The sequence below is a fragment of the Lysobacter korlensis genome (genome assembly GCF_042434515.1).
Map to the genome: position 1 here is coordinate 784,136 of NZ_JBHLTG010000001.1, position 18,589 is coordinate 802,724.

The 18,589-nt window shown below is 69.2% G+C and carries 19 protein-coding genes and 1 riboswitch; of the genes, 16 read left to right on the forward strand and 3 right to left on the reverse strand.

The window, feature by feature from the left end; genetic code table 11:
• Positions 1 to 5 precede the first annotated feature (5 nt).
• Genes ACFFGH_RS03500 through ACFFGH_RS03525 form a run of 6 tightly spaced genes read left to right on the forward strand, consistent with a single transcriptional unit; the run spans position 6 to position 6,719 of the window.
• Positions 6 to 1,181, forward strand: a complete 1,176-nt coding sequence (locus tag ACFFGH_RS03500; protein WP_386664849.1) for a PilN domain-containing protein — start codon at positions 6 to 8, stop codon at positions 1,179 to 1,181.
• Positions 1,168 to 1,806, forward strand: coding sequence for a type II secretion system protein GspM (gspM, locus tag ACFFGH_RS03505; protein ID WP_386664851.1), 639 nt, complete (start codon positions 1,168 to 1,170; stop codon positions 1,804 to 1,806). Before ACFFGH_RS03500 ends, gspM begins: the two co-directional genes overlap by 14 nt.
• Positions 1,796 to 2,593, forward strand: a complete 798-nt coding sequence (locus ACFFGH_RS03510; RefSeq protein ID WP_386664853.1) for a type II secretion system protein, XpsN-like — start codon at positions 1,796 to 1,798, stop codon at positions 2,591 to 2,593. The genes gspM and ACFFGH_RS03510 overlap by 11 nt, the downstream gene beginning before the upstream one ends.
• A 9-nt stretch (positions 2,594 to 2,602) precedes the next feature.
• Positions 2,603 to 4,906, forward strand: a complete 2,304-nt coding sequence (gene gspD, locus ACFFGH_RS03515; protein WP_386664855.1) for a type II secretion system secretin GspD — start codon at positions 2,603 to 2,605, stop codon at positions 4,904 to 4,906.
• Between the two features lie 11 nt (positions 4,907 to 4,917).
• Positions 4,918 to 5,835 carry a glycosyltransferase family 2 protein gene (locus ACFFGH_RS03520; protein ID WP_386667327.1) on the forward strand — a complete coding sequence of 306 codons (918 nt, stop codon included), beginning with the start codon at positions 4,918 to 4,920 and terminating at the stop codon, positions 5,833 to 5,835.
• Between the two features lie 5 nt (positions 5,836 to 5,840).
• Positions 5,841 to 6,719: a glycosyltransferase family 2 protein gene (locus ACFFGH_RS03525; protein ID WP_386664857.1), complete on the forward strand. Its 879-nt coding sequence runs from the start codon at positions 5,841 to 5,843 to the stop codon at positions 6,717 to 6,719.
• 6 nt (positions 6,720 to 6,725) lie between these two features.
• On the opposite strand, the gene ACFFGH_RS03530 is transcribed toward ACFFGH_RS03525, so the two are convergent.
• The 3 genes from ACFFGH_RS03530 to ettA all read right to left on the reverse strand — a co-directional run bounded on the left by ACFFGH_RS03530 (position 6,726) and on the right by ettA (position 10,080).
• Positions 6,726 to 7,226 (reverse strand): hypothetical protein, encoded by a 501-nt coding sequence (locus ACFFGH_RS03530; RefSeq protein ID WP_386664859.1) that lies wholly within the window; start codon positions 7,224 to 7,226, stop codon positions 6,726 to 6,728.
• Positions 7,227 to 7,439: 213 nt separating this feature from the next.
• Positions 7,440 to 8,252 (reverse strand): orotidine-5'-phosphate decarboxylase, encoded by an 813-nt coding sequence (pyrF, locus tag ACFFGH_RS03535; RefSeq protein ID WP_386664861.1) that lies wholly within the window; start codon positions 8,250 to 8,252, stop codon positions 7,440 to 7,442.
• Between the two features lie 163 nt (positions 8,253 to 8,415).
• Positions 8,416 to 10,080 (reverse strand): energy-dependent translational throttle protein EttA, encoded by a 1,665-nt coding sequence (gene ettA / locus ACFFGH_RS03540; RefSeq protein WP_386664863.1) that lies wholly within the window; start codon positions 10,078 to 10,080, stop codon positions 8,416 to 8,418.
• A 279-nt stretch (positions 10,081 to 10,359) separates the two neighbouring features.
• Between ettA and glyA the strand changes: the two genes are divergently transcribed.
• The 10 genes from glyA to nusB all read left to right on the forward strand — a co-directional run bounded on the left by glyA (position 10,360) and on the right by nusB (position 18,467).
• Positions 10,360 to 11,613, forward strand: coding sequence for a serine hydroxymethyltransferase (glyA, locus tag ACFFGH_RS03545; RefSeq protein ID WP_386664865.1), 1,254 nt, complete (start codon positions 10,360 to 10,362; stop codon positions 11,611 to 11,613).
• Positions 11,606 to 12,118, forward strand: coding sequence for a hypothetical protein (locus ACFFGH_RS03550; RefSeq protein ID WP_386664867.1), 513 nt, complete (start codon positions 11,606 to 11,608; stop codon positions 12,116 to 12,118). The genes glyA and ACFFGH_RS03550 overlap by 8 nt, the downstream gene beginning before the upstream one ends.
• A 3-nt stretch (positions 12,119 to 12,121) precedes the next feature.
• Entirely contained in the window at positions 12,122 to 12,652 is a 531-nt protein-coding gene (gene nrdR, locus ACFFGH_RS03555) for a transcriptional regulator NrdR (RefSeq protein ID WP_386664869.1), read from the forward strand.
• The gene (gene ribD, locus ACFFGH_RS03560; RefSeq protein ID WP_386664871.1) at positions 12,649 to 13,770 is read left to right on the forward strand and encodes a bifunctional diaminohydroxyphosphoribosylaminopyrimidine deaminase/5-amino-6-(5-phosphoribosylamino)uracil reductase RibD; all 1,122 of its coding nucleotides are present in this window, start codon (positions 12,649 to 12,651) and stop codon (positions 13,768 to 13,770) included. The genes nrdR and ribD overlap by 4 nt, the downstream gene beginning before the upstream one ends.
• Positions 13,767 to 14,606 carry a class I SAM-dependent methyltransferase gene (locus ACFFGH_RS03565; RefSeq protein ID WP_386664873.1) on the forward strand — a complete coding sequence of 280 codons (840 nt, stop codon included), beginning with the start codon at positions 13,767 to 13,769 and terminating at the stop codon, positions 14,604 to 14,606. Before ribD ends, ACFFGH_RS03565 begins: the two co-directional genes overlap by 4 nt.
• A 97-nt stretch (positions 14,607 to 14,703) precedes the next feature.
• Positions 14,704 to 14,858, forward strand: a riboswitch (FMN riboswitch).
• 135 nt (positions 14,859 to 14,993) lie between these two features.
• Positions 14,994 to 15,596 (forward strand): riboflavin synthase, encoded by a 603-nt coding sequence (locus ACFFGH_RS03570; protein ID WP_386664875.1) that lies wholly within the window; start codon positions 14,994 to 14,996, stop codon positions 15,594 to 15,596.
• A gap of 113 nt (positions 15,597 to 15,709) precedes the next feature.
• Positions 15,710 to 16,249: a GAF domain-containing protein gene (locus ACFFGH_RS03575; protein WP_386664877.1), complete on the forward strand. Its 540-nt coding sequence runs from the start codon at positions 15,710 to 15,712 to the stop codon at positions 16,247 to 16,249.
• A gap of 97 nt (positions 16,250 to 16,346) precedes the next feature.
• Positions 16,347 to 17,456, forward strand: a complete 1,110-nt coding sequence (gene ribB / locus ACFFGH_RS03580; protein WP_386664879.1) for a 3,4-dihydroxy-2-butanone-4-phosphate synthase — start codon at positions 16,347 to 16,349, stop codon at positions 17,454 to 17,456.
• 58 nt (positions 17,457 to 17,514) lie between these two features.
• Positions 17,515 to 18,012 carry a 6,7-dimethyl-8-ribityllumazine synthase gene (gene ribH, locus ACFFGH_RS03585; RefSeq protein ID WP_386664881.1) on the forward strand — a complete coding sequence of 166 codons (498 nt, stop codon included), beginning with the start codon at positions 17,515 to 17,517 and terminating at the stop codon, positions 18,010 to 18,012.
• Positions 18,009 to 18,467: a transcription antitermination factor NusB gene (gene nusB, locus ACFFGH_RS03590; RefSeq protein WP_386664883.1), complete on the forward strand. Its 459-nt coding sequence runs from the start codon at positions 18,009 to 18,011 to the stop codon at positions 18,465 to 18,467. Before ribH ends, nusB begins: the two co-directional genes overlap by 4 nt.
• The last annotated feature ends 122 nt before the right edge of the window (positions 18,468 to 18,589 follow it).

Genomic DNA, 18,589 nt, shown 5'->3' on the forward strand with positions numbered 1-18,589 from the left:
ACCGCATGGCTGACAGCCGTCTCCGTGACCGGCTCGGGCGCTTCGGCGCGCGGCTCGGCGGTTCTGCGTTCACGGCCGGTGCCGGTGGCTTCTTCGGCTGGTGGTCGCGCTCGCTGCTGTCGTGGCTGCCGATGCGCATGCGCGTCGCGCTGGGCATGGATCGCGGCCGCCTGTTGCTGCAGCGCGAAGGCGACTCGGTCCACCTGCGCCTGCAGCGCCTCGGCGAGGTGCGCGACCTCGGGCACCTGCCCGGTCTTGCCGACACACTCGGCACTGGAACGCCAAACGCCGATCCGCTTGCTGGCCTGCTCGCGCCTGCCGCAACCAAACTGCCGCGCTGGCTGGTGCTGCCCGCAGCCAGCGGCCTGCGCCGCCGCCTGCTGCTGCCCGCCGCGGCCGCCGACCGGCTCCGCGACGTGGTCGGGTTCGAGATCGAGCGCCAGACCCCGTTTGCCGCCGACGCGGTCGCATTTGACGCACGCGTTCTCGGCCGCCGCGAGAGCGACGGACAGATCGAGGCCGAACTCGTCGTCGTGCCGCGCACCACGCTGGACCCGCACCTGACCGCACTCGGCCCGCTTGCATCGACGCTCGCCGGCGCCGATGTCGCGGCGGCCGATGGTGTGCCGCTGGGCATCAACCTGCTGCCGCCGGCGCTGCGCACCACCACCGCCGATCCCTGGCGGGTCTGGAACCTCGCGTTCGCCGCGCTCGCGCTGCTCGCCACTGCCGCGCTGCTGTGGCAGTTGCTCGACAACCGCCGTGACGCTGCCGACCGCCTTGAAGCCCAGATCGAACAGCGCGCCGCGCCCGCCCGCCGTGCTGCGGCCGAGCGTGCCGAACTTGTCGCACTGCTCGAAGGCCAAGCCTTCCTCGATCGTCTGCGCGCAACGCGACCGACCGACGTCGAGATCATCGAAGAGGTCAGCCGGCGCCTGCCGGACGGCACCTATCTGGAAAAGATCGCCATCGAGGACGACCGCCTGACCCTGATCGGCCTGAGCAACGAGGCCGCGGCGCTGGTGAGTCGCCTGCAGGGCTCGCCGCTGTGGCGCTCGCCGGCGCTGGCCGGCGCACTGATGCCCGACCCGAGCAGCGGCCGCGACCGTTTCACGTTGACCGCCGAACTCACGCCCGAAGCGGCTAAGACCACCCCGGAGGCCGCCCGTGGCAACCGCTGACCGTGATCGCTGGTTGGCGCTCGGGCTGCTGCTGGCCGCGCTGGCAGTGGCCTATGCGGTGCTCGTGCATCCGTGGTGGACCGTGCCGATGCTCGAGGCCGAGTCGCGGATCGAAACCCTGCAGCAGCGCGAGCTGCGCCAGCGTATGCAGCTGCGTCAGGCCCCGCTCGTGCGCGAACGCCTGGCGCAGGTGCGCCAGCAGCTAGGCGGCCGCCCGGGCTTCCTGCCCGAGGCCAGCGCTGAGCTGGCCACGGTCGGGCTCGTGCAGCGGCTTGAAACCGCGGTCGCTCAGGCCAGCCCCGGCAACCGCAGCTGCGCGATCACCAACCGGTCGCCAGTCGCCGATCCCAGCCGCGAGCGCTACAGCCGAGTCGTCGTGCAGGCGCGCCTGCGCTGCGGCACGCCGGAACTTGCCGCCGTGCTGCACTCGCTCGAGAGCGGCACACCGCGGCTGTTCGTCGGCAATCTCAACGTGCTCGCGCAGCGGCATTTCTTCGGCGCCGGCGGTGAGCCGAGCGGTGAGGGCGGGCTGGACGTGAGTTTCGACCTCTACGGCTACCTGCAGCCCGGCGCGAAGCCGGCCTCCAGCACCGACGTGCCCGCGGAGGATGTGAATGCGCTTTGAGGACGCACCGCCGCGCACCTGGCTGCTTGCCACGCTTGCAGGCTGGGCCGTGGTCAGCTGGGTGCTTGCGCTGGCCGGCATGGGCACGCGGGTGGAGATGCTGCCCGAAGACACGGGTTTGCTACGCCCGTTGCCACCGCTGCGCGCACCGGCCACCGAGCGGCTTGGGCCGCTCGCGCAGTACGGCGAGATCGGCGCGAGGCCGTTGTTCTCGACCGATCGCCGGCCCAAGGCGTTCTCGCTTCGGGGTGACGGCGCAGGCGAAGCGGAGGCCGCGAAGTTCGACTTCCAGCTCACCAGCGTGCTGATCACGCCGGCGCTGCGCATGGCGATCCTGCAGCCGCCGGATGGCAGTAGCTCGGTTCGGGTGCGGGTGGGCGAAGCGCCGGAGTCGCACCCCGGCTGGCGCCTGGGCACGCTCAATCCACGCAGCGCGGTGTTCGAAGGCCCCGACGGCGAACGCACGCTCGAGTTGCGCGTCTTCAATGGCCAAGGCGGCCAGCCTCCGACGCCGAGCGCGCCGTCGACACCGCGCCGCGCCGGCGGGCCGGACGCCAACGGCGCCGCGGTTCCGCCGCCGCGCCCGATCATCGAGCCGCCGCCTTCTTCAGGCACGCCGCCCGAAATGGTGGGACCAAAGCCCGCACCGGAGCAGCCGGCCACCCCACCCGCCAGTCCCCCGCCGTCGACCGACCAGGCGCAGATGGAAGCAATCCGCCAGCGCATCCAGGCGCGGCGCGAACAGCTCCGCCAGCAGCAGTCCCAGACGCAACCGCCGGCCAAGTAGAGTCCCCGAATGAAGCCATTGCCCACGTCCCGCATCGTCCTGCGCAACGCCGTCCTGGCCGTCGCGATCACCAGTCTGGTGGCCTCGTGCGCGACCGCGCCGGTGCCGCATGTCCGTCGCGACGACACCTACATCACCTCGCAGGTGACCGGGCTGAACCGCGGGCCGGGGGCGGCCGCGACCCCGGCGGCACCGGGCGCAGTCGGGCCGGACGGCACCGTGGCGGCGACGCCGCTCGAGGAAGACGATGCCGGGCCGAAGGCGCAGATCCGGCGCGGCACTGGCCAGGTCATCAACCACGCCGCCGCCAGCGCGCCGCGGCCGGCCCCGCGCGGCGGCAGTTCCGGCGCGGCGACGTTCAACTTTGAAGGCGAATCGCTGCATGCAGTCGTCAAGGCGATCCTCGGCGACATGCTCGGGCAGAACTACGTGATCGCACCGAGTGTGCAGGGCACCGTCACGCTTGCCACGCCGAAGCCGGTCAGCTCCGCCGATGCGATGCGGCTGCTGGAAATGGTGCTGGGCTGGAACAACGCGCGGCTGATTTACAGCGAGGGCCGCTACAGCATCGTGCCTTCCGATCAGGCGCTGGGCGGCAACGTCGCGCCGCGCGTCGGGCCGGCGCTGTCGGCACGCGGCTTCGAAGTACGCACCGTGCCGCTCAAGTACGTGTCGGCGACCGAGATGCGCAAGATCCTCGAGCCGTACGCGCGGCCGAACGCGATCGTCAACGTCGACAACGGCCGCAACATCATCAGCGTGGCCGGCAGCCAGGCCGAGCTCGAGAATTACCTGCGCACGATCGCGACGTTCGACGTCGACTGGCTCTCGGGCATGTCGGTCGGGGTGTTCCCGCTGACCTCAGGCCGCGCGTCGCGCGTGGTCGCGGATCTGGAGCGCGTGTTCGGCGAGCAGAGCAAGTCGCCGGTGGCCGGTATGTTCCGCTTCATGCCGCTCGAAGGCGCGAACGCGATCATGGTGATCACCTCGCAGGCCGATTACCTCGACGACATCCAGCAGTGGCTCGAGCGCATCGACAGCGCAGGCGGCCAAAAGCAGCTGTATTCCTACGAGCTCAAGTACATCAAGGCGCGCGACCTGGCGGACCAGCTGTCGGAGGTGTTCGGCGGTGGTCAGTACAACGCGGGCGGCGACGCCGGTGCCCCACCGTCGCTGATGCCGGGGCTCGACGCGGTCGAGCTGGAGGATCGCGAAGGAGGCGCCACCGCGACGCTCGGTGATCGGGGCGGTGCCAACGAGGGTTTCAGCGACAGCGCGGCGCCCGCTGGTACCGGCGGCAACACCGGCATGCTGCAGCTCGGCAATGCCGACAACCGCAACGGCAGCGTGACGCTCGAGGTCGATGGCGACCGCGTCGGCGTGTCGGCGGTGGCCGAGACGAACACGCTGCTCGTGCGGGCAAGCCCGTCGGCATGGAAGTCGATCAAGGATGTGATCCAGCGACTGGACACAATGCCGTTGCAGGTGCACATCGAGGCGCAGGTCGTTGAAGTGCAACTCAGCGGGGCGCTGGAATACGGCGTCAACTGGTTCTTCGAAAACGCCGTCAGCGATCCGATTGCCGATGGCGGCGCCGGCCTGCCGAGCGCCGCCGGGCGCGACGTCTGGGGCGATCTGCGCGGCAGCATCCGTCCGGCGACCAGCACGGGCGGCATCGGCGGGCTGGCGTGGACGTTCCTCGGTCGTGACGCAGCCGCGGTCATCAGTGCGCTCGACCAGGTGACCGACCTGCAGGTGCTGCAGACGCCGTCGGTGTTCGTCCGCAACAACGCCGAGGCGACGCTCAATGTCGGCAGCCGGATCCCGATCGAATCGGTGACGGTGGACCCGGGCACGGGTGGTGGCGGCATTGCCTACAGCCAGGTGCAGTACCTGGACACCGGCATCATCCTCAAGGTGCGCCCGCGTATCACGCGCGAGGGCATGGTGTTCCTCGACATCGTGCAGGAGGTCAGCTCGCCCGGCGCGCGTGAGCCAGGCCAGCGCAATGTGCGCATCGACACGCGTCGGGTGAAGACCGAGACCGCAGTGCCCGACGGCAACACGGTCATGCTCGCCGGCCTGATCAGCGATGGCGTTACGCGCGGCACGTCCGGCCTGCCGGGCCTGGCGCGCATCCCGGTCCTCGGCGGTTTGTTTGGCCGACAGACCTCGCGCACCGAGCGCAACGAGGTCATCGTGCTGCTGACCCCGAAGGTCGTGCGCAACCCGGTGGAAGCGCGTGAGCTGACCGACGAATACGGCCGCCGCTTCCGTGCGCTGGAGCCGCTGTACCGCCAGCCGAAACAGTGAGCCCGCCCGCGATGGCGCATGCCGGGTCCGGCGCCACATTGCCGCTGGTCGTCGTGCCAGTGGGAACCGACGAGGCCGCGCTCGACGGCTGCCTTGCCGCGCTCGATCGCACGACGCCCGCGGGCACTCGGGTCTGGCTTGCCGATGACGCACAGGCAGGCCCGCGTGCCCTCGCGCTGATCGAGCGCTGGCGGCGGGATACTCCGCTGCGCGCCGATTACACTCGGCGCGCGCGCAGCGTCGGTGAGGTCGCCCATCTCGACGAGGTGCTGTCGGCCTGCGGCGATATCGACACCGTCGTGCTCGCATCCGATGCGATCCCCGCGCCCGGCTGGTTGTCGCGCATGGCGCAGACGTTGGCGAATGACCGCGCCATCGCAACGGTCACCCCGTGGAGCAATGCCGGCGAGGCCGCCTCATGGCCGCGCATCGGCGAAGTCGCGCCTATGCCCGGTGATCTGCACGCGATCGCGGCTGCCGCTGCGGCGATGCCGCTTGCCGCGCCCGAGCTGCCGGCCGCGGTCGGCCATGCCGTACTGCTGCGCGGCATTGCCCGCCAGCGCGCCGGCGGCCTCGACACCGCCGGATACGGCTCGTGGTACGCGGCGCTAACCGACCTGTCACTGCGGTTGGCCGGCCTCGGCTGGCGCAATGTGTTGTGCGAGAACGCATTCGTCGCGCGCCTTGGCGAAGGCCGTCCCGCCGATGGCGACATGCAGCGCCTGGCGGCACGCTGGCCGGACTGGCATCCGCGGCTCGCGAACTTCGTCATGCGCGATCCACTGCGTGTCGCCCGCGAGCGACTGTGCGCACTCGCGGCCATGGCGTCCACGCCCGGGCTGCAGCCGGAGCTGTTCGACGGGCTTGCGGTCGCGTTCGACCGGCCGGTCATCAGGTCCGCCGAAGCGGCCTGCGAAGCGCAGGCGTAAGCGTGGTGGCAGACGACCCGCGATCGATCGATGCGATCGTGGTCACGTACCACAGCGCGTCCACGATCGACGAATGCCTGCGCCGGCTGCGCGCCGCCGATGGCGTCGGCGCAATCCGCGTCGTCGATAACGATTCGCGCGACGACACGCTTGCGGTCGTGCAGCGCCACGCGCTGGCCGACTCGCGCGTCCGCTTCGTCGCCAATCCCGACAATCCCGGGTTCGCGGTCGCCTGCAACCAGGGCGCAAGCCAATGCGACGGCGCCTGGCTCGCCTTCATCAACCCCGACTGCATGGTCGAGCCCGACACGCTCTCGCGCATGCGCGCGCTGGCCGACCAGCCCGCACCGATGCTGCTGGGCGCCGACCTCGTCGACGAACAGGGCGTGCGCGACGACGCAGCGCGGCGGCGTGACCCGGACTTCGCCGCACTGCTGCGGCGCGTGTTCGTGCCAGCGGGACTGGGCCGCCACCGCGCCGCGCTCGCGCTTACGCCCGACGACGCCTGCGAACTGCAGCCCGTCGACGTGGTATCCGGCGCGCTGATGCTGATGCCGAGGTCGCTGTTCGCGCGCATCGGCGGGTTCGACGAAGGCTACCGGCTGCATGCCGAAGACCTCGACCTGTGCCGCCGGGCCCGCGACGCCGGAGCGACGGTCGCGGTCGCAAACCACGTGCGCGTCGTCCACGTGCGCGGCGTGTCCAGTCGCGCGCGGCCGGTGTTCGTGGAATGGCACAAGCATCGCGGCCTGTGGCGCTATTTCCGCAGGTTCGAGGCGCCGCACCGGCAGGCGGTCGTGCGCGGTGCGGTCTTCGCGGTGATCTGGCTGCGTTTTCCGCTGGCTGCGGTCGCGGCGCGGCTGCGTGCCGGGCGGGCGCGCTGATCGGCCTCAGCGGTCCAACCGCAGTTTGACCTGCAGGCCGAGCGTGGTCGGCGTGACGTCGGGGATCTCCGGCAGCACGATCAGGTTCGCGCCGATACGCCCGCGTTCGATCTTCACCACCAGCCCGCCCGCGGGCGCGATGCCGCCGTCGTTGTAGCCCGGATAGCCGGTCACCGCGCCGACCATGCCGCCGACGCGCACGTACCGGCCGAACTGCAGCGGCGTGTACTGGTAGAGCGCGTACAGCGAATTGCGATCGACGGAATTGCGGAAGTAGCCGGCCGCAACCGCGTGCCGCGGCTGCCACTGCACCTCGACGCCGATGCCTGGGTTGAACTCGTTGAAGCGCTCGCCGGGAGGAAGAAACCCGCTTTCGTCCCCGAAATGGTAGGACCCGAGGTTCACGTCCAGCCACCACTGCGGCTCGGGGCGCTGCTGCGCCTGTGCGGCGCTGGCTGCGGCCATCAGGGCCAACACGGTCGCGCATACCGTTCGCTTGATGATCATCGTCCGCTCCGGTCGATCAGACCTCACACGCTCGCATCGGCCGCGTCAGCGTCGCGACAACGGGCGGGTCTTCGCTCTTCTGAGCGCCGCCTTGGATGCGAGCTACAAGGCGCACCTGGGGTAAGGCGTCCATCGCGCAGGCTAACGACCCGGCCAGGATGGTGGATCGGGCTGGGCTGGACTGTCAGGCCGGCAGGTTCGGCACGCGCAGGGTCAGCGGTATCGGTTGATCTCGTCGCGCAGCGTGCCTGCCGCTCGTGCGGCCGCATCGGCGAAATCGTCGCCGTTCGACGCGTAGAGCACCGCCCGGGAGCTGCTGATGATCAACCCGGTGCCGTCGGCGGATTTCGCGTTCGATACCACTGCTTCCACATCGCCGCCCTGCGCGCCCACGCCGGGCACGAGCAGCGGCATCGCGCCGACGATCGCACGCACCTCGCGCAGCTGTTCGGGCCAGGTCGCGCCGACCACGAGTGCGCAATTGGAATGCGTATCCCATTCGACCGCGATCTTCTCGGCCACATGCTGGTACAGCGGCCGCCCGGCGACGAGCAGGTCCTGCAGGTCGGCGGCGCCCGGGTTCGAGGTGCGGCACAGCACGATCACGCCGCGGTCGGCACGGTCGAGGAACGGCTGCAACGAATCGCGGCCCAGGTAGGGATTCGCGGTCACCGCATCGGCGCCATAGCGGTCGAACGCCTCGGCCGCGTAGTGCTGCGCCGTGCTGCCGATGTCGCCACGCTTGCTGTCGAGGATTACCGGAACGCCGGGATGCTGCGCATGGACATGCGCGATCAGCCGGGCAAGTGCGTCCTCGGCGCCGAGCGCGGCGAAATGCGCGATCTGCGGCTTGAACGCGCAGACGTACTCGGCGGTTGCATCGACGATGTCGCGGCAGAATTCGAACACCGCATCATCGCGGCCGAAAAACCGCGCCGGGAACTTCGCCGGCTCAGGATCGAGCCCGACGCAGACCAGCGAGTCGGCTGACTGCCAGCGGGTGTGCAGCTGCTGCATGAAACTCATCGAAAACTCCTCTCCAAGCCGGGCGATACCTTAGCGCCGCATCGTGCGGATGTGCCTGCCCGCATGATCCGTGTGGCGACCGCCTGCGATGCGCATGCAACCGCGTGGCCTGTCCCCACATGCGAAACGCCCGCCGGTGAGGGCGGGCGTTCGCGGGTCGTGCTTACTTCAGCGCCTTGAACCGCAGGCGATGCGGCTGCGCGCCTTCCGCGCCGAGGCGACGCTTCTTGTCTTCCTCGTACTCGCGGTAGTTGCCCTGGAAGAACTCGACGTGCGAGTTGCCCTCGAACGCGAGGATGTGCGTCGCGATGCGGTCCAGGAACCAGCGGTCATGCGAGATCACGAACGTGTTGCCCGGGAACTCGAGCAGCGCGTCTTCCAGCGCACGCAGCGTTTCGATGTCGAGGTCGTTCGACGGTTCGTCGAGCAGCAGCACGTTGCCGCCCTGCAGCAGCGTCTTGGCCATGTGCAAACGACCGCGCTCACCGCCCGACAGCGAGCCGACGAGCTTCTGCTGGTCCTGGCCCTTGAAGTTGAAGCGGCCGATGTAGGCGCGCGACTGGATCTCGATGCCGTTGATATTGAGGATATCCAGGCCGCCGGAGACTTCTTGGAACACGTTGTGGTTGCCTTCGAGCTTGTCGCGGCTCTGGTCGACATAGGCAAGCTTGACGGTCGGGCCGATGTCGATCGTGCCCGAATCAGGCTGCTCCTTGCCGGTGATCATCTTGAACAGCGTCGACTTGCCGGCGCCGTTCGGTCCGATGATGCCGACGATCGCGCCCGGCGGAACCGAGAAGCTCAGGTCGTCGATCAGCAGGCGATCACCGAACGACTTGGTGACGTTCTTGAACTCGATGACCTTCTGGCCCAAGCGCTCGCCCGGCGGGATGAAGATCTCGTTCGTCTCGTTGCGGCGCTGGTAATCGACCGATTGCAGCTCCTCGATACGCGCCAGTCGCGCCTTGCCCTTGGAGCGGCCGCCCTTGGCATTGCTGCGCGCCCATTCCAGTTCCTTGGCGATCGCCTTCTGGCGTGCCTTTTCCTGGTTCTCTTCGCGCTTGAGGCGGTCTTCCTTCTGCACCAGCCATTCGGTGTAGTTGCCCTTCCACGGAATGCCACGGCCGCGGTCGAGCTCGAGGATCCACTCGGCCGCGTTGTCGAGGAAGTAGCGATCGTGGGTCACTGCCACCACGGTGCCGGTGTAGCGCGCAAGGAACTGCTCGAGCCACTCGACCGATTCGGCATCGAGGTGGTTCGTCGGTTCGTCGAGCAGCAGCATGTCCGGCTTCTGCAGCAGCAGGCGGCACAACGCGACGCGGCGCTTCTCACCACCCGAGAGCTTGCCGACGATCGCGTCCCACGGCGGCAGGCGCAGCGCATCGGCCGCGACTTCAAGCTGGTTTTCCAGCGTGTGCGCGTCACCGGCGGCGAGGATCGCTTCCAGACGCTCCTGCTCCTTCGCGAGCGCGTCGAAATCCGCGCCTTCCTCGGCATAGGCCGCGTAGACCTCTTCGAGTCGTGCCTGGGCCTGCAGCACTTCGCCGACGCCTTCCTCGACCGCCTGACGCACGGTGTGCTCGGGGCTGAGCTGGGGCTCCTGCTCCAGATAGCCGACCTTGATGCCCGGCTGCGGTCGCGCTTCGCCGGAGAAATCGGTATCGACGCCGGCCATGATGCGCAGCACGGTCGACTTGCCCGCGCCGTTCAGGCCCAGCAGGCCGATCTTCGCGCCCGGGAAGAACGACAGCGAGATGTCCTTGATGATCTGGCGCTTCGGCGGAACGGTCTTGCTGACGCCGTTCATGGTGAAGATGTATTGCGACATGGGCACTCCGGTCGATCACGGCGCCGCGTTTCTAATCGAAAACGTGGCGAAGCGGGGCAGGCGGCGGCGACCTGCGCGGGGCAGGGCCGGAAAGGTCGGGATAGCCGGCAATTATACGGGCCGGGCGGGGCGGGCCACAGCCGGTCGCTGCCATATGGCTGGGGACGCTTCAGCCGGCGCGCAGCTCCTGCGGCGGCGGGGCATGCGGATCGACAAGGATCGGCCCAGCCGGAGCAATCCCGTTAAACTTCCCGTCCCCTACAGCGTTCCGGAGTGGCGATGTTCGCGCGCGATGCCCGTATCGAAGGTTATGACCCCGAACTCGCCCAGGCGATCGCGAACGAAGCCCGCCGGCAGGAAGACCACGTCGAGCTGATCGCGTCGGAAAACTACGCCAGCCCGCGCGTGCTCGAAGCCCAGGGCAGCCAGCTCACGAACAAGTACGCTGAAGGCTACCCGGGCAAGCGCTACTACGGTGGCTGCGAATACGTCGACGTCGCCGAGCAGCTCGCGATCGACCGCTGCAAGCAGCTTTTCGACGCTGACTACGCGAACGTGCAGCCGCATTCGGGCTCGCAGGCGAACCAGGCGGTGTATTTCGCGCTACTCAAGCCCGGCGACACGATCCTCGGCATGAGCCTGGCGCATGGCGGGCATCTCACGCACGGTGCGAAGGTCAATGCGTCCGGCAAGCTGTTCAACGCGGTGCAGTACGGCGTCGACGAGAACGGCCTGATCGATTACGCCGAAGTCGAGCGCCTCGCGCAGGAGCACAAGCCGAAGATGCTGATCGCGGGTTTCTCAGCGTATTCGCGCATCGTCGACTGGGCGCGCATGCGGCAGATCGCCGACAGCGTCGGTGCGATCTTCTTCGTCGACATGGCGCACATCGCCGGCCTCGTTGCCGCAGGCGTCTACCCGAGCCCGCTGCCGCATGCGCACGTCGTCACCTCGACCACGCACAAGACCCTGCGCGGTCCACGCGGCGGCATCATCGTGGCGAAGAATCCGTCCGAGGATCTCACCAAGAAGCTGCAGAGCATCGTGTTTCCCGGCATCCAGGGCGGCCCGCTGATGCACGTGATCGCCGCCAAGGCAGTCGCATTCAAGGAAGCGCTGGAGCCGGAGTTCAAGGCCTATCAGCAGCAGGTCGTGCGCAACGCGCAGGCGATGGCGAAGGCGCTGGTCGAGCGCGGCTACAACATCGTGTCCGGTGGCACCGACAACCACCTGATGCTGGTCGACATGATCGGCCGCGAGGTCAGCGGCAAGGATGCCGAGGCCGCACTTGGCCGCGCGCACATCACCGTCAACAAGAACTCGGTGCCGAACGACCCGCGTTCGCCGTTCGTGACCTCGGGCCTGCGCCTGGGCACGCCGGCGGTGACCACGCGCGGCTACGGCGAGGCCGAGTGCGTCGATCTCGCGAACTGGATCGCCGACGTGCTGGATGCCCCGAACGATGACGCGGTGATCGAGCGCGTGCGCGGGCAGGTCGAGGCGCAGTGCCGCAGGTTCCCGGTGTATGGGTGAGCACGGATCCAGGGGCGGCGTCATCCGCGCGGCAATCGTCGCGCTGTGCGCCGTCTACCTGGTTCCGCTGACGCTCGTATCGGCCTACCTGACGCTGATGCTGCCCGCCGCGTTCCCGCTGGGCTGGCCCGGCGAGGCACGGGCGCAGTTCAACGGGGGTTTTCTGCTTGCGTTGCAGGCCGCGTTCGTTGGCTCCGTCATCGTCGGTTGGAACCTTGCTCTGGGTTCGCTGCGCGGCGGCTGGGCCTGGGTCCGCAGCCGCTCACGGCTGCTGCAACTGGCCGGGCTGTTCGCACCGGTGTACCTGATCTATCTGGTCGCGAAGAGCGCGTACCGCGCGTATCACTTCGTCGAGTCGGGCGGTGCCGGTGAATTCACTGCGCTGTACGCAGCCCAGCTTCCGAACTACGGTTATGCGATTGCATGGTCGCTGCTTTGCCTGGCTCTGCTAGCGCTGATGCGAAAGGCACGGGCAGCGGATCCGTACTGCGGCGGAATCGCATAAGCCATGCATTGCCCCTTCTGCCAGCACCACGATACCCGCGTGATCGATTCGCGCGTGTCCGAGGACGGCGCGACGATCCGGCGTCGCCGCGTCTGCGAGGCCTGTGGTGAGCGGTTTTCGACACTGGAGACGATCGAGCTCAAGCTGCCGGCGATCATCAAGTCCGATGGCAGGCGCGAGGCGTTCGATGCGCGCAAGCTGCGCAACGGCTTTGATCGCGCACTGCAGAAGCGGTCGGTGTCGGAAGAACAGATTGAGGCGGCGGTGCGCGCGGTCGTGCACCAGCTGCGGATGACGGCCGAGCGCGAGCTGGCGTCGCGTCGCGTCGGCGAGTTCGTGATGGCGGAACTGCGCAAGCTCGACCACGTTGGCTACGTGCGCTTCGCGTCGGTGTACCGGGCATTCGAGGACGTCGCCGACTTCCGCGAGGAATTGGACCGGCTCGAGCGCGACGCGCCGGCGGGTGAAACGCAGCTGCCGCTGCTCGATGGCGAGCCCGCACCGTCGGCGCGCGCTCGCAAGCGGTCGCCATGACGGCTTCCGGCGCCGCGTCAGCCTCTGCGGGTTTCTCGACGATCGACCACGTGCTGATGACGCGCGCCCTGCGGCTGGCCGCGCGCGGGCGCTACACCACCCGGCCGAATCCGATGGTGGGCTGCGTGCTCGCCCATGGCGAGCAGGTGGTCGGAGAGGGGTGGCACATCCGCGCGGGCGGTCCGCACGCGGAAGTGCATGCACTGCGCGCAGCGGGTGGTGCGGCGCGGGGTGCGACTGCGTACGTGACTCTCGAACCCTGTGCCCACACCGGGCGAACGGGGCCCTGCGCGAATGCACTCGTCGAGGCCGGCGTCGCGCGCGTGGTCGCCGCGATGCGCGATCCGTTCCCGCAGGTCGATGGCGCTGGATTCGACCGGCTGCGCGCGGCCGGCATCGCGGTCGAAAGCGGGCTGCTGCAGGCACAGGCGCGTGAGCTCAACGTGGGTTTCCTGTCACGCGTCGAACGCGGCCGCCCGTGGGTGCGCGTCAAACTGGCCGCAAGTCTCGATGGGCGCACCGCGCTCGCCAGCGGCGAATCGAAATGGATCAGCGGCGCGGCCTCGCGCGGCGACGTGCAGCACTGGCGCGCCTGCGCCGGTGCGATCGTGACCGGCTCGGGCACTGTGCTCGCTGACGATCCGGCGCTGACCGTGCGCTTCGAGGACGGCACCGACTGCGTGCCGCCACTGCGCGTCGTGCTCGATGCGGGGCTGGCGACGATCGGTCGCGGACGAGTGCGCGAAGGCGACGCGCCGACGCTGTACGTGCACGCGCCTGATGCCGGGCGGCCACGCGATCTGGACGCCGAAATGATGTCCGCGCCGGTACACAACGGCCGCTTGGACCTGCACGAAGTGCTGAAGCTGCTGGCTGCGCGCCAGGTCAACGAGGTGCTCGTCGAATCCGGCGCGACGCTGGCCGGCGCGTTTCTCGCGGCCGGGCTCGTTGATGAGCTCGTGCTGTACCTCGCGCCGGTACTGCTGGGTGCGCAGGCACGGCCGCTGTTCGACGGGCTGGACATCACGACGATGGCGCAGAAGCTGCAACTCCAGGCCATCGACACCCGGCAGGTCGGCAACGACCTGCGCCTGCGGCTGAGGCCGGCAGCGCCATGAGCACGCGCGACACCGGCGGCACCGCCAGTGCCGGTCAAGCGTCGCCGGGGTTCAAGGATCACTTCTCCACGATCGCAGGCACTTACGCGGCCGCGCGCCCCGGCTATCCGGATGCGCTGTTCGACGCGCTCGCGGCAGTCGTGCCGGCCGATGCGCGGGTCTGGGAGCCTGGATGCGGCAGCGGGCAGGCAACGCGCGGGTTGGCGGCACGCTTCGCGCAGGTGCATGCAACCGACCCGAGCCCACAGCAGATTGCGCAGCACTGGGGCAACGCTGGCGGGCAGGGCGCGGACGGGGATCAGGCGGAAGCGGCCACGGGGAACCTGGCCGTCGCAGTCGAGCCCGGTGAGCGCGCCTCGCTCTCCGACGGCAGCGTGCAACTCATCGCGGTCGCGCAGGCGCTGCACTGGTTCGATCGCGCGCGGTTTTTCGCCGAGTGCGAACGCGTGCTCGCACCCGGTGGCGTGCTCGCGGCGTGGGGCTATCCCGATTTTCTCGTGCCTGACGCAATGGACGCGCCGATCGGCGCATTCCGCGCCCGCATCGAGCCGTACTGGCCACCCGAGCGTGAACAGGTCGACGCGCGGTATGCCGGATACGACTGGCCGTTTCCGGCGGTCGATGCGCCGCAGCTGCAGCTCGAGGCGTGCTGGACGCTGCCGCAGTTCCTGCAGTACCTGGCCAGCATGTCGGCGTCCGCACGCTGCCAGGCCGCGACCGGCATCGATCCGGTGGCCGAGCAGGCCGATGCACTCGCGGCCGCATGGGGCGCACCGGCGTCGAGCCGCGTTATCCGCTGGCCGCTGTTCCTGCACCTGCGGCGCAAGCCGGGCTGAGCGCCCAGCGGCGCCGCTCGCACGCATCGACCGCCACGCCGGGCGCCGGGCGCCGGGCCACACGGCTACAATGCCGCGGCCGGTTCGCCGGCATCCATGACGTCTTCAGGGCGGGGCGAAAATCCCCACCGGCGGTAGGTACGGCCCTTGAGGTCGCACGAGCCCGCGAGCGCTTTCGCAACCTGCGGAAGGTCAGCAGAGCCGGTCCAATGCCGGGGCCGACGGTCAAAGTCCGGATGAAAGAAGACGGCTTTCGCGGTTCCGGCATGTGCCGGGCGCGCTTGCCTCATGCCTTGAGGCGTTTTTCGCCTATTCCTGCGAGAAACGTTTCATGTTCAAGAACTCCGCAATCGCAGTACCCGCGCGCGCTGCAAGGACGGTGCGCTGATGTTCACCGGGATCATCGAAGGGGTCGGCGCAGTCGCCTCGATCGAGCCGCGCGGCGGCGATGTGAGGCTGCGCATCGATGCCGGCACGCTCGCGTTCGACGAGGTGCGCCTCGGCGAGAGCATTGCGGTCAACGGCGTGTGCCTGACCGTCGTCGAGTTCGATGACGCGTCGTTCGAGGCCGATGCCTCGACCGAGACGCTCGCGCTCACGACACTCGGCCGCCTAGGCCCGGGTGCGCCGGTCAACCTCGAACGCGCGATGCGGCCGAACGACCGCCTCGGCGGGCATCTGGTCAGTGGCCACGTCGACGGCGTCGGGGCAGTCGTGTCGGTCCACGAGGACGCGCGCGCGCAGCGCTGGCGCTTTTCCGCTCCGCCCGCGCTGCTGCGGTACATCGCGAAGAAGGGCTCGATCTGCGTCGACGGCGTGAGCCTGACGGTCAACGACGTCGACGATGCGGGCTTCGAAGTCGCGCTCGTGCCGCACACGGTCGCGCACACGGCGTTTTCGGCCGCGCGGGCGGGCGATGCCGTGAATCTCGAAATCGATCTCGTGGCGCGCTACGTCGAGCGCCTGCTGCAGGGCCGCGCAACCCCCTGAGGCAGTTCCTTCAGCCTGAGCCTGCGAAAGCGCGGTCCATGCCCTCAAGTCATGCCGGCCGTGGCCGATAGCCACCGTAAGTCCGGCATCTCGCAGGGGACAGGGGAAAGGCAATGCACGTGGTCGGCGCGCTGAACGTAGAAGACGCCCGTCTGGGCATGGTCAAGGCGCTCGGGCTGCTGGACACGCCGGCCGAGGAGCGGTTCGACCGTTTCGTGCGGATCGCGAAGAAGCTCTGCAACGTCCCGATGGCCGCCTACACGATGCCCGATGTCGACCGGCACTGGTTCAAGAGCACGCAGGGCCTGGGGGGCGCGTCGCAGACGCAGCGCGAGGACTCGTTCTGCGACTACGCCGCTTGCCAGCGCGGCGTGTTCTATGTGCCCGACATGCTCGAGGACGCGCGGTTTGCGAACAATGTGCTCGTTGCCGGCCCCCCGCACGTGCGTTTCTACGCAGGCGCTCCGCTGTTCGTCGAGGACGTCGTCGTTGGCACGCTGTGCGTGCTCGACGTTCGCCCGCGTTATTTCGACGATGAAACCCTGCTGCGACTGCGCGATCTCGCCGATTGCCTGCAAGTGGAACTGCAGACGCGGCTTGCCCGCCTGCGTCAGGATCCGGCGCGCATGTCCTGCGCTGCGATGACGGGCTGAGCCGGCGGCAGGGCCGCGGCAGGCGCAGGACGAAGCGTTCCGGCGCGACGCGGGGTGGGCGCAGCGTAAAATGGCGCTTTCCCCACGGCCGCGCCTCATGTCCTTTTGCCCGATCCCCGAACTGCTCGAGGAAATCCGCGCCGGCCGCATGGTCGTCATCGTCGACGACGAGGACCGCGAGAACGAGGGTGACCTGATCATGGCCGCCGAGCTCGTACGGCCGCAGGACATCAACTTCATGGTCACGCATGCGCGTGGCCTGGTGTGCCTGTCGCTGACGCGCGAGCGCTGCCGCCAGCTCGGCCTGCCGCCGATGGTGCAGTCCAACACCTCGCCGCACCACACGAACTTCACCGTTTCGATCGAGGCGGCCGAAGGCGTGACCACCGGCATCAGTGCCTACGACCGTGCGCACACGATCCGCACCGCGGTGCGCCCCGATGCCGGCGCGCGCGACCTCAGCCAGCCAGGGCATATTTTCCCGCTGACGGCGCAGCCCGGTGGCGTGCTCAACCGCGCCGGCCACACCGAGGCAGCGAGTGATCTCGCGCTGCTGGCGGGTCTGGAGCCGGCCGGCGTGCTGGTGGAAATCCTCAACCCCGACGGCAGCATGGCGCGCCGGCCGGAGCTGGAGGCGTTTGCGCGCGAGCACGGGCTGAAGATCGGCTCGATCGAAGAGCTGATCCGCTACCGTTTGGAAACCGAACACACGGTCGAGCGAGTCGATGCGCGCGAGATCGAAACCGAGCATGGAAATTTCCAGCTGGTCAGCTACCGCGACCGCCTCAGCCGGGCGCTGCATTTTGCGCTGCTGCGCGGCGAGGCGGACGCGCAGACGCCGACGCTCGTGCGCGTGCATGTGCAGAACCCACTCGCCGATGCGTTGCACTGGCGCCGCGCCGACTTCGGCCCTGCGGTGGGCGACGTGCTTGCCGCGATCGCGCGCGAAGGCCGTGGCGCGCTGGTGCTGCTGGGCGACAACGCCGACCCGGAAGCGTTGCTCGCGCGCATCCGCGAAGCGCCGCAGGTCGATGCGGCCGAGCCGGAGCGGGGCCATGCGATCACCGAATGGCGTCGCAATGGCGCAGGCGGGCAGATCCTCGCCGACCTCGGCCTGGGCAAGCTGCGCGTGCTCGGCACGCCGCGCAAGCAGATCGGCTTGGCCGGGTTCGGGCTGGAAGTGGTCGAGTACGTCGAGATGCACTGACCGGCCCCGCATCGCGTACCCCGTAAACTACGCGCCCACTGCCCGACCGAAGACCCCGATGGCCCATTACGAAGGCGACCTGCGCTGCCCGCCCGGCGCGCGGTTCGCGATCATCGCCAGCCGCTGGAATCCGCGCATCACCGATACGCTCGTTGCCGGCGCGCGGCAGGCATTCGCCGGCCATGGCGTGGCCGAGGACGCGGTGGACGTGGTGCGCGTGCCCGGCGCGTGGGAAATCCCGCTCGCGGCCGCGCGCATCGCCGCGGACGGCGCGCATGCGGCCGTGGTCGCGCTCGGTTGCGTGGTGCGCGGCGATACCCGGCATTACGAACACGTCGCGGACCGGTGCGCCGAAGGGCTGATGCGCGTGTCGCTCGACTACCGGCTGCCGGTGGCAAACGGCGTGCTCGCCGTCGAGCGGCACGAGGATGCCGAGGCACGTGCAGGCGGCAACCATGGCAACAAAGGCGAGGAGGCCGCGCTGGCGGCACTGGAAATGACCCATCTTCTGCACCAACTGCCGTCCGCGGCCGGCATGACCGGAGCCGCGCGATGAACCGCCGCCGCCCCGACGGAATCGATCCGGTTGCGCGGTCGCGTGCGCGTCGGCGCGCATTGCAGGCGGTGTATGCCTGGCAGTTGTCGGGTTCGCGCGTGAACGACGTGATCGCGCAATTCGCGCACGAGCAGGCGCATGAAGTGGCCGACCTCGAGTACTTCGAGGACCTCGTGCGCGGCGTGGACACGAACCACGAGGTGCTCGACGAAGCACTCGTCCCGTTTCTCGATCGCGACATCGAGCAGGTCGACCCGGTCGAGCGCGCCGCGCTGCGCATCGCTGCGTACGAACTGCGCATGCGCGCCGACGTGCCGTACCGCGTGGTCATCAACGAGGCGATCGAAAGCGTGAAGCGCTTCGGCGCCGAGCACGGCCACACCTATGTCAACGGCGTGCTCGACCGCGCCGCAGCCGAATGGCGCGCGGTCGAGGTGAAAGCGGGGCGGCGCTGAGCCTCGGGATTGCGCAGCGTTTGATCGCGCGGCGCCTGCTGCCCTGCGGTTGCGGGCGCTGCGGTTGTGTTTGTTCCCTGATGCGTAACCCCAGCGCCGGCCTACATACGCTGCCGGAAACG